Source organism: Pseudogracilibacillus amylolyticus (SeqCode), from assembly GCF_051918545.1.
Taxonomy (GTDB): Bacteria; Bacillota; Bacilli; order Bacillales; family Amphibacillaceae; genus Pseudogracilibacillus.
This window is the reverse complement of record NZ_JBPPZG010000012.1, coordinates 17,572-28,521: the sequence shown is the minus strand read 5'-3', so window position 1 is coordinate 28,521 and position 10,950 is coordinate 17,572. Positions and strand designations below refer to the sequence as shown.

Annotated in this window: 8 protein-coding genes; 1 reads left to right on the top strand and 7 read right to left on the bottom strand. The window is 36.3% G+C overall.

Annotated features, from left to right (window positions below; translation table 11 throughout):
• Positions 1-212: 212 nt before the first annotated feature.
• On the bottom strand, positions 213-1,349 hold the full coding sequence (queG, locus tag ACPYKA_RS02660; RefSeq protein ID WP_479540871.1) for a tRNA epoxyqueuosine(34) reductase QueG: 1,137 nt from the start codon (positions 1,347-1,349) through the stop codon (positions 213-215).
• A 130-nt stretch (positions 1,350-1,479) separates the two neighbouring features.
• On the opposite strand from queG, the gene dat reads away from it, so the two are divergent.
• Positions 1,480-2,346 (top strand): D-amino-acid transaminase, encoded by an 867-nt coding sequence (gene dat / locus ACPYKA_RS02655; RefSeq protein WP_479540870.1) that lies wholly within the window; start codon positions 1,480-1,482, stop codon positions 2,344-2,346.
• Between the two features lie 37 nt (positions 2,347-2,383).
• Here the strand turns inward: dat and ACPYKA_RS02650 are convergent, their stop codons facing one another.
• From ACPYKA_RS02650 to ACPYKA_RS02625, 6 genes are all read right to left on the bottom strand, one after another.
• Positions 2,384-3,343, bottom strand: a complete 960-nt coding sequence (locus ACPYKA_RS02650; protein WP_479540869.1) for an alpha/beta hydrolase — start codon at positions 3,341-3,343, stop codon at positions 2,384-2,386.
• Positions 3,344-3,547: 204 nt separating this feature from the next.
• Positions 3,548-5,695 (bottom strand): YhgE/Pip domain-containing protein, encoded by a 2,148-nt coding sequence (locus ACPYKA_RS02645; protein ID WP_479540868.1) that lies wholly within the window; start codon positions 5,693-5,695, stop codon positions 3,548-3,550.
• Positions 5,696-5,761: 66 nt separating this feature from the next.
• Positions 5,762-6,844, bottom strand: coding sequence for an ABC transporter permease (locus tag ACPYKA_RS02640; RefSeq protein ID WP_479540867.1), 1,083 nt, complete (start codon positions 6,842-6,844; stop codon positions 5,762-5,764).
• Positions 6,844-8,100 carry an ABC transporter permease gene (locus ACPYKA_RS02635; RefSeq protein WP_479540866.1) on the bottom strand — a complete coding sequence of 419 codons (1,257 nt, stop codon included), beginning with the start codon at positions 8,098-8,100 and terminating at the stop codon, positions 6,844-6,846. The genes ACPYKA_RS02640 and ACPYKA_RS02635 overlap by 1 nt, the downstream gene beginning before the upstream one ends.
• Before the next feature lie 11 nt (positions 8,101-8,111).
• Positions 8,112-9,044 carry an ABC transporter ATP-binding protein gene (locus ACPYKA_RS02630; protein WP_479540865.1) on the bottom strand — a complete coding sequence of 311 codons (933 nt, stop codon included), beginning with the start codon at positions 9,042-9,044 and terminating at the stop codon, positions 8,112-8,114.
• Positions 9,045-9,955: 911 nt separating this feature from the next.
• Positions 9,956-10,885, bottom strand: a complete 930-nt coding sequence (locus tag ACPYKA_RS02625; protein WP_479540864.1) for an SDR family NAD(P)-dependent oxidoreductase — start codon at positions 10,883-10,885, stop codon at positions 9,956-9,958.
• Positions 10,886-10,950: the final 65 nt, after the last annotated feature.

The following is a 10,950-nucleotide window of genomic DNA, read 5'->3' as shown; positions in this document are numbered from 1 at the left end:
GATCGTACTTCATGTGGAATCAAGAGTTAAGATGTAGAGTGGCTTACACAACATGTTGAATCGCCCCAAAACATGCGTAGTGGCTCGCAAAACATGCGGAGTCACAAATAAACATGCGAAGTGGCTCATTATTGAAAAAAATTGCGTTTAAACATTGGATGTTTAATAAAAATTTCTCTCACTAATATATATGATAAAATTTATCCGATATCCTATTTTACTTTTGTGAGCTCTAATCCTTTTTCCATTTCTACAATAACCCGTTCATCTTTTTCTTTTATCAGTGCCCTTTTAATTGCTTCTCGGGCTTTTTTTGTACCAATTTTACCCAAAGCCCATGCTGCTGTTCCACGGATTACTGGTCGTACATCTTCCATCATCACTGCAATTAAATCATCGACTGCTGTTTCATCTTTAAAATGTGCGAGTCCAATCATCGCGTTTCGCTGTAGTGGGTTTTTCCCTCGCCAAAATCCAGAAACAGCCCCAAATTTTTCTCTAAATTCTCGATTGGACATTTTGAGCATCGGACGAAGGAGTGGTTTTGCAACTTCGGGATCTGCTTCAAATTCTTCATGTAAATGAAAATCAATTCCTTTATTATATGGACAAACAGCCTGACATGTATCACAGCCATATACTCTTGTTCCAATTTTAGTCCGAAATTCATCCGGAAGAAAATCTTTCGTTTGCGTTAAAAAAGCTAAACACCTCTGTGCATTTAGTTGTCCACCTTGCACAATTGCTCCTGTTGGACAAGCATCCAAACAAATACGACAATCCCCACAGCTATCTTCTATAGGTTTATCCGGAATGAAAGGGATATTTGTAATCATTTCACCTAAATAGACCCAGGAACCAAACTCTTTTGTAATAATCATCGTATTTTTGCCAGAAAAACCGATACCAGCTCTTTCTGCTACTGCACGATCACTTAACTCACCCGTATCGACCATCGTTTTATATTCAAACTGAGGTACTCTCGTTTGAATATACGCAGCCAATTTTTCCAGCCGATCACGTAATACATGATGATAATCTGTCCCCCATGAAGCACGACAAAAAATCCCTCGCCGTTCTCCAGGTTTACTTTTTGGTGGATTATTTATTTTTGATGGATAGGCAAGTGCAATCGAAATAATAGATTTTGCTCCATCCATTAATTGTTTAGGTTCTGTCCTTTCTTCTACGGAACCTTTTTCAAAACCAGAGGCATAATTTAATTTTTCCCGTTCCATTAATCGTTGCTTTAATTCAGTAAATACGTCTGCCGAGGCAAAACCAATTTTATCAATGCCAATTTTTTTACTATATTCAATAATATCTTTTTTCAATGTGACAACATCCAAACGAGTCACCTCCTTCAAAATTTAACTATTTCAAATAAATAATAACATGAACAATTGAAACAAATGAACTAATTTACAATCTTACGAATAAGATGTAAAATACAAATGTAGGAATGGGGGATTATTTAGAATGTCAATGTATCCAATAATTATGTCACAAGGAAAGTTTACACATAAAGACAGCTTACAATTTCCATTTGAAGAGCGTGGCCTTCAATTTGGAGATGGTGTTTATGAAGTGATCCGCATTTATAACGGAAAACTTTATTTATTAAATGAACATGTTGATCGTTTATTACGTTCATTAGAAGCTATCCAAATTGACATTAAACAATCAAAAGACGAAATTATTACTTTACTATCTGAATTAATTTCAAGAAATAATATGGAACAAGATGGTTTTATTTACTTACAAGTATCAAGAGGTTCTGCACCACGAATTCATACATTCCCTGAAGAGATTGAGCCAAATATTTATGCATATCTTGTAAATCAATCTCGTAATGTAGAAAATCTAGAAAACGGTGTTAGCGCGATTACATTGCCTGATGAGCGCTGGCAAAATTGCTATATTAAAAGTTTAAATCTGCTTCCAAATGTCTTGGCAAAGCAGACTGCAATGGAACAAGGGTGTTATGAAGCAATTCTTCATATCGATGGACGTGTAACAGAATGTGGCTCATCGAATATCTTTCTTGTGAAAGATGGCAAAATTTATACACATCCCGCAACGCATCGAATTTTAAAAGGATGTGTTCGAATTGCTGTTGAACGATTCGCAAATGAATTAAACATCCCGTTCATTGAAGAAGCATTTACTGTAGATGATATTCAGGACGCCGACGAAATGTTCTTAACAAGTAGTATCTCAGAGGTTTTACCGGTCATTGAAGTTGACAAAAAGCAAATTGCCGATGGAAAACCGGGAGAGATCTCAAGAAAACTTCAAAAAGCATATGAAAAAGCCGCACAATTAACACTTGAAAAAGTGAAATAAGAGAAAATTCCTGCCAATAGATGAGGCAGGAATTTTTTTACATATACTTTTCTATGAAAGTAGTTATTTTCTTTAAATAGTCCTCACGATATAAAACGATTGATTCTCCATGATTTGCACCTGGATATGTTACAATCTCACTTTCGCTTTTCGTATTTTCATATAATTCTTTTGTCATTTCTGTTGGTACAAATGTGTCTGATTCTCCTGAAATATATAAGATAGGTACGTCCGTTTTTTTAATTTGCTCCAATGCAGAGGCTTCAGTTAGCGAATAGTCTGCTTTCAACTGGGTCACCATACTCGTAGTCGGTAACACTGGTTTATCTGGTAAATGAAACATTCTTTTCATCTGGTATGCAAACAGATCATAGACAGAAGTATATGGACTATCAGCAATAATCGCCTTCACATTTGACGGCAATTCTTCTCCAGAAGCCATTAAAACAGTTGCTGCTCCCATTGATAAACCGTGCATGACGATTTCTGTATCTGGACCGTTTTTTTCGATTAATTGATTCATCCAGTCGATAAGATCCCGACGATCATGCCAACCGAAACCATAGTAATCACCTTCACTTTGTCCATGCCCGCGGAGATCTGGTGTAAACACATTATACCCGAGATTTTCATTATAGTACTCCCCAAATAACCCCATATCGAAAGCGTTTCCGAGATACCCATGAGCGAAAACTACTATTTTATTTGTTGGCTCTTTAGCCGGTAAATAATATCCTTTTAGTGTTAACCCATCAAAAGACGTCATTTCAACTGGTTCAAAAGGTTGTTCTCTCGTCCACGTAATCCAATCCCCTTCTAAAAATTCATCTAACGTCTCCGCTGAAACTTCTAAATCTTCATTTCCTTGTAAAAAGTCTTTCGGACCGCGTTTTATCGCTAAATTATAAAAATAAATACTAGCAACTACATCTATAATTAATAAACTACAGGCAACTGTAGAAATTGCAATCATCCATTTCCTTCTCTTTTTCTTCATTTCTATTCCCCCCCTTTAAATACGTTCAAAAAGGTAAATAAACCGGACTTTCTGAACATCCTCTCTAAGTGAGGCTCTCTTATTCTATTATAATAGAAATGAAGATATTAATCTGCATTTTTCACATGGTGTTTATTTACAGATAGGGATTTAGATGGTAAATTTATTTTAGGAATGAAACGTATTAAAATGAAGGGATCACTATTAATGGAATAATCGCGACCCCTTTGATTGAAGTAATTTGTGCATCGTTTTATTAACAGGTCCTTTTAAAAATAACCCGGCTAAAATAAAAATCACTCCGAATATGGCAAGGAATAACATATCGTGAAAAACTCGTCTCCATATAATGCCACCAACTGCTTCCCGCATGAGATCGACGGCATATGTAAAAGGTAAAAATGGGTTTATCGCTTGGAAAAATTCTGGTAGTAATACGACAGGATACGTACCTCCAGATCCGGCAATTTGCAATACGAGTAAAACAATTGCCATTGCTTTTCCTACATCTCCAAAAATAGAAACGACGGTATAAACGATAAACATGAAAATAATACTAATAAATAATCCAAATAGAATGAACCAAACCTTACTACTCACTCCTACCCCAATTAAGAAAATATTCCCTGAGGTTACTATGACTGTTTGTAACAAACCAATTGTCACAAAAGTAAATAATCTCCCAATATACATCTCTCGTGGAAGTATTTCTTCTGCATGTGGTAAATCGGTTGAAAGCAGTGAGATGAGCAATAAAGAACCGACCCAGAGTGATAAAACAGTATAAAACGGTGTCATTCCAGTTCCATAATTTTGAATCGGAAATAATTCATTTTTATTTAATACTACAGGTTCCGAGAAAAATCCGCGTTCTGCTTCTGGATCATTTCGTAGCAATTGGATAATATCATATACATCTGCTTCAGACTGTAATTTTCTAATTCGATTTGCGACTTCTTTCACCTTATCATTAATATATGGAAACTCTCCCAATACACTTTTCAGCATACCTTTTCCTTCATTTAAATGATCACTTGTATTTGCAAGCAATTTTTCAATTTTTGGAATTGTTGATTGAATTTCCGTTAGCATATTTTTCGCTTGAGTAATCGTTTTTTTACCATTTTCAAGTTTTTCATCTACTGCTACTTTAATATCTTCTTTATACGTTTGAATAAATTCATCTAAATTAGTACTTGTCACATTTCCAAGCTCTGTTATTCTACCAGTTATTTCATTTATTTTTTGCTCATTCTCTGTCACCAGCTGTCCAAAACCTTCAAGTTCTGTTTGCATATGTTCTATCGAAATTGTAAGTGCCGCTATTTTTTCTAAAGCATGTGCAATATTTTCATTCTCTGCGTCAGAACTTTCCTGAACCTGAGCCAGTGCTTGTTCAACCTCTTGCATTGTAGCTAAAGAACTGGTTATATGGCTTTTGAGCTCGTTTACCGCTGCTTCACGTTTCTGCTTCAAGTCAATGGTAGAGATATCGTTTAACAATTCATTTACTTTATGAAATGTGGTCTGAGCTTTTCCCAAATCTTCTTCTATTTTAGGGCCAATTTCATTTAAGCGATTTTTCGCTTCATTTAGAATTTCTATCGCTTTATTAACTTCTTTTAATCCACTTGCTGTCATTGATTTTGCTTCTGGTATCATTTGATTAGCTTTTGCTAAAATTTTTTCCGCTTCATCTGCATCATGATCAGTGTTTATTAATAAATCATGAATTTCCGGCAAATTTTCTTCCAAAGTAAATATGTAGCTTTCAAATTGCTTAATATCTGGAAGATCTGCTTCAAGTTCGATACCGATTTGATTAAATATTTCAAAGATAATTCCATTCACTGTTGCAATAAATTGACTACTAATTTGCTCTACAATAACGGAAGCACCTTTTTCGGTAATTTTTGGAGCAATCGCATTTATTTTTTCATTTACATAATATTCTATCTGCGCTTTTTCAGGTTCATCTGTGATAACAGTACCAAGCGTTTCTGAAAAATTTTCAGGTACAATAATAACTGCATAATAATTTCCAAATCGAACTTCATCCATCGCTTTTTCTCGATCTACAAATTGCCAATTGAAATCATCATTCTTTCGTAATGTATCAACTAGCGTATCTCCTACATGAATTTCTTCGTCTCGAATCATTGCTCCCTTATCCTCATTTACAATACCGATTGGGATTTGACCTGTCTGTGCATATGGATCCCATGATGCTTTTATATTTAGCCATGCATAAAGGGAGGGCAAAATAATAAGCCCCCCAATTATAATTGCAACAACCCAATTTGTTGTTATGTTTTTAAGATCAAGTTTAAAGATATTCCATATATTCCGCATGTATATCATTCCATTATTTTAATATACTGTCTTCTATATTCCCCAAATAATGTGGAAACATGCGAATTAAGAAATATATCTTTTTTCCATCAAATGAATCCCAAGTCCTGTCAGCAACACTGTCATTAACAACAAGATGCTCACTGGGTATAAAATTTGTTCAAATGAGTACCCATAAATTGCACCATTTAGAACCTCCATTCCGTACGTAATAGGCATAAATTTTGACAATGTGAGCATAAATTTTGATTCAACAATTTCAAGTGGCCAAAAAGCACCTCCAAGCATTGCTGAACCTAACGAGACAATTGGTATGACAGCATTGAATTGCTGGATAGTTTTAACGAAGCCTGTTATCAAAATGGATAGAGCGACAATCGAGAGAACATACGGAATTAATGAGATTGCCATTTGCCAAAATGCTCCGTGAAAATTAATTTTCACAATATAACGAAACACAAGAAATACGATGAGAACTTGGCTATAGCCGATGAAAAAACTATAGAGAAAATTAGCTACGTACATTTCCCACTTTCGAACTGGTGATAAAATCATCCGATCCCATAAACCGTTATTTTTTTCCATTACTATTTGAAACACACTGTAAGCAACCGTATAGATGACAAAAAATAATGAAAATCCAAAAAGCGGATGCAAATTGCCATCGTAAATAAATGCATTTTTGCCATGAAAGGATTCCGATTTCAATTGAAAGACAGGGTTCGTAGATAGTTCTTTTTTTAGATTATTTTGATGTAAAACTACCTCTAACTCGTTAATTTGCTTCTTTTTAATATAAGCATTTTCCACTGACTGTTCGAGTAAATTTACATTCGGTGAGTTTATGCCTACGATTATTTTAAAATTATCCTGCCGTAAAAGTAATCCAAACTCTCGCTTCCCACTACTTATTTTTTTATCTAATTCATTCTTATCTAAAACCCACTCAATTTCAAAAACATTTTGATCCTCTAACATGTTAACAATATCTTTTACTTGTTCATCTTCTGCAAGAGCAGGTACGGTTACTTTTGCAAAACTGTCGCCACCAATAATAAGGGCAAACAGAATTGACATAAATGTCATCAAAATAAATGTCCAAGGATCTCGGTATAACCATTTAAGTTTTGCGATAAAAATTCCACTCATCAGATTTGCCCCCTTTTTGGAAAGCTAAACACTGCCACAAGAAGTAGTATAGCTGTGAAAATGAGTAAAAAACTTAAGTGCGGAATAATTTGAATGAATTCATCGCCACGTAAAAGGGCTAAATAAGCACTCATACTTGCTCCATTTGGCGTAAAATCTCCAACCCATTGGATGACATTAGAAATTTCTCCAATTGGGAAAAAGCTTCCTCCAAGTAGAGCCAAAAATGCGATTAAAATAGTGGAGAAAAAATTAATGACGGATTCAGAATTCATTCGATAGCTGATCGCTGTAAGTAGCGTTGATAACCCGCCAACCGCCATAGAAAGAAAAATTGTCACGATAATAAATGGGGAAACGGGCCAAGCCACTCCATATATCATCCACGAAAAGCCAAAGATAATTAGTAATTGAATACATGCGAAAAGGCTTCCAGATGCAAAAATACCTGTGAAATATGTCCATCTTGAAACATTGGATAAGATGACTCGATTGAAAACTTGAGACTGTTTTTCAAGAAATGCAAAAGAACCTATTGCTGTTGCAAGATACAAGACATTCATCACAGCCATACCAATCGTATAATATTCCTGTGAATTTATCGGTTCACTTTGCCCGATAGATTCAATTGTTCCGATAGCTTGTTCCGCATCTGCTTCCAATACAACAGGGTCTATTTGATTCGTTGCCGCATATTGAGACATCGTCAGTTGTTCTTGAAATGCTTCAACAACACTTTTTACCGCTCTCGCCCCAATTTCTTTCGCTTCATTTTCATAGATGTTAATGGAGTGCGGTTCCCCTTCATTCAGTAATACACTCATTAACGTATCATAAGTAAAATTATCTGGAATTTCAATTACTGCCGTATACGTATCATTGGCTAGGATTGTTGTTTTTTCTTCTGGTGCCACTTCTACTACTTCAATCATATTTGAAACCTCTTTGAAAGCATCTTCTTTTAGAAGTTCCACGAACGGCAAGTTTCGAGCAGTATGAATAAGGGGGATTTTAATTTCTTCGGGAAGTTCTCTACTTTCCAGTTCTTGAACAAACTTCTCTATTTGTTCAGCTTCATGCCTATTTTCAATCAATGCCACTTTTGCTTCAATCTCTACTGTATCTCCACTAATAAATCCGCTAAGCGAAGCACTTAAAATAGATATTAATATAATTGGAAGCATGAGCAGCAAAAATAATTGCTGTTTGTTGCGCATGAAAACAATTCCTTGTTTTTTAATAATCTCCCAAATCATTGAAATCACTCCTAGTCCCTTAACGCTCTACCTGTTAGATGTAAAAATACATCTTCAAGTGTCGGTGTTTTGACATTCACTGATTTTAGTTCTACATCTGTTTGAGCAGCCAATCTAGTAACCATCTGAAAAACATTTATTTCTTTAGGGACAATGATCGTTACTGTTTCATTTTTAACGAATAGTTCTTTAATTGTCGGCTCCTTATCAAGTGCCTCAATGAATGTTTCATTTAAAATTTCAGCCTCGATATATATCGATTGTTCCGAAGCTAAAATTTCTTTGATTTCGTCTTTTGTTCCTACCGCAATCAAATTACCACGATCCATAATATAAATCCGATCACATAAATACTCCACTTCTTCCATATAGTGACTTGTGTACAAAATCGTCAGCCCTTTTTCTTCATTTAATCGTTTCACTGTTTCTAAAATATAGTTTCTTGACTGTGGGTCGATACCTACTGTCGGTTCATCCATAATAAGGAGTTCTGGATCATGAAGAAGCGCCACTCCAATATTTAACCGTCGCTTCATCCCACCGGAAAATTTTTTCACGACATCTTTTCTACGATCTGATAACCCAATTAACTTTAAAACATCATCAACTTTTTGGTGCAAATTACTACCTGACATTCGATAAATACGTCCGAAGAAATATAAATTTTCCTCTGCAGTTAAATCTTCATATAAGGCAATTTCTTGCGGAACAACCCCTGTTACACTTCGTAGTGATGTCGGATTTTTTAATACACTCTTTTTTTGGAAAAACACATCACCTTCTGTTGGAGCAATGAGTGTGGATAGCATTGAAATTGCGGTTGATTTACCGGCACCATTTGGGCCTAGAAGTCCAACAATCTCACCTTTTTCAATGTACATATTCATATTTTTAACCGCATAAAATTGTTTGTATCGTTTCGATAAGTTCATTAACTCAAGCATAAAACTCCCTCCTTGCTTACTATTAGTTTATCTTGTTGTGTATGTAGCGAAAACTGTCTCGGGTCATAACTTGGAGCGGAAAACATGACTTAAGTCATCTTTATTAGGAGGTTTTTTCTTTAGCTGATTGAAAAAATAATATCCGTGTAGCTGCGAGCCTCCTGAATCCTTTAATGGAACTTCCTCGGACTTTTGTAACCCTGGCGAATTCTGTTGCGGAAGCCACCATCGAACGTTTTCACAGCTGTAATTCGGACGAAGACGGGCGCTGGAGCTGCCATCGAACGTTTTCACAACTGTAATTCGGACGAAGACGGGCGCTGGAGCTGCCATCGAACGTTTTCACAACTGTAATTCGGACGAAGACGGGCGCTAGAGCAGCCATCGAACGTTTTCACAACTGTAATTCGGACGAAGACGGGCGCTGGAGCTGCCATCGAACATTTTCGCAACAGTAATTCGGACGAAGACGGGCGGCTGGAGCAGCCATCGAACGTTTTCACAACTGTAATTCGGACGAAGACGGGCGCTGAAGCAGCCATCGAACGTTTTCACAACTGTAATTCTGACGAAGACGGGCGCTGAAGCAGCCATCGAACGTTTTCACAACTGTAATTCGGACGAAGACGGGCGCTAGAGCAGCCATCGAACGTTTTCACAGCTGTAATTCGGACGAAGACGGGCGCTAGAGCAGCCATCGAACGTTTTCACAGCTGTAACTGGTTCGAGTACGTTCGCTGGGTTTTCCTTCATCGTTTTCACTGCGCGCTCAATTTATCGGCATAAAATAAAATATTAACAGAGTTTTTTCTTTCAATGCTCTTCACAGATTAGAACTTAACCCTTTGGCGAATTAAAAAAAGCAAGACCGTAAAGGCCCTGCCGCTTATTGACGGTATTTACACATTCATTTAGTTTACCATCGCTTCTATCGTCTTTTTTATTCCCTTTTCATAAGGCGTCCGTGGTAGCGGACCTATCTGTTTTTCATATTTTTCCCCATCCAATACGACGGGGTTTTCATTTAAATACTGCATTTCAACAAATTCACGCATTTGTTTATTAAACAGTCCAATAAAACGAATCATGTTTTTCGTAACATGCCCGACTCGCTTTTGATTGCCAGTGTAATGGCGAATAATCCGAATAATTTCTTCCCCGGTAATAAGATCAGTAGCCGGTATATTCCAGTTTTGGCCATATGCTTTTTCATTCATCGCTAACTCGACCAATGCTTTTGCACCATCCAGTGTGAAAATATGCTCTCTAGGTATTGATAGATCCCCAACAAATTGAGCCTTCTTATTGTTTACCATTTTAGTTAAGGTAAAATTCAACAGTGAACTCTCAACTGCTGGACCATAAAAATCTGGAAAATGTGCAATCGTATAAGGAACACCAGATTTCTTATACATGCCCTCCATCTCTAGTCTAATTTTTCCCTTCTTCGTATGGGGCTTCTTAGGTGTTGTCTCTTTTATTTTTACTCCAGGATTTCTTCCATAACTATAAATATTATCCACAATAGCTAACTTGGCTGCATTTTTTTCCGCAGTATGAATAATATTTTTCGTAAGTTTTGGCAACTTTGTTTTCCAATCTCCATAAGGCAGGTTTATCGCATGAAAAACCACCTCATGTCCTTTGACAGCAGCATCCAATTCATCTAGAACAAAGGCATCTCCAGGAAAAATATCAAGATTGGGTAGCTCTCTAAACAGACGTTTCAATTTATCTTCATTTCGTGCGAAAGCAGTTACCTGTACCCCTCTTTCTACTAATTCACTCACAAGCGCATACCCCATTCCACCTGTTGCACCTAAAACAATCGCTTTTCTCATCGTACCATTCCCTCCTTAAATTTTGACCACTGTTCAAATGTTGATAAAAAATAATGCAAGGAACA